The following is a 754-nucleotide window of genomic DNA, read 5'->3' on the forward strand; positions in this document are numbered from 1 at the left end:
AACCTGGTAATTGTTTTGTTGGTGGCCCGCAATTGTTGATATCGTGGGAGCTTCTTAATAACTGAACCTTCATCCAATTCAAAAATCACAAAATGCCTTATGATATCCAGAATTCGTTCCTTTTTAAAGATGGAGTACAAAAGAATATCCTGAGCCGTAGGATTAGGACCTAAGAAAGTGAGGTCTTCGCCTTTGTGAGGTCGATAAACGGAATAGAACTGCTGCGGAGACCCAATGGCACCGTATCGACCACCATCCTTCCACAGACCCACACAGATTTGGTTGAAGTGGAAGAGCTTCTCGGAGTTTTCCTGGTAATATTTAAGGTCATAAAAAGCTTTATCCCACGCATTTTGTGCGGTGGGTGATTTACACTCAATAACAGCAATCGGCATCCCATTGAGGTAAACCATAATATCTGGAACGGAATGTTGATATTTTCCATGATACTTGATTTGGTTGATGACCAGGAAATCGTTGTTGGTGTGGTCCTGGTAATCTATAAAATGTACGGGATAAAAATCTTCTGAAGCACCGATTCGCTGTTTTACAGTGATGGTCCCACCACGAATTGTTTCCCAAATCTCCTGATTAATTTCCATAACCGAAGTACCAACAACAGTAGTGATACGATTGAAAACCTTCTCAAGATTATTCTCATTAATCCATGGATTCAACCGTTTTATGGCTGACCTTAATCGGGTCTTGAGAACAGTATCGGTAATATCATCCCGCTCATCCTGAACAGCCGCAT

Annotated in this window: 1 protein-coding gene; it reads right to left on the bottom strand. The window is 41.4% G+C overall.

Translation table 11 applies throughout. The features are described 5' to 3' along the window. The coding region (locus HC175_RS15695) for a type I restriction endonuclease (RefSeq protein WP_168139381.1) at positions 1–754 on the bottom strand (754 nt) is incomplete at both ends.

The organism is Salinimicrobium oceani (assembly GCF_012037645.1).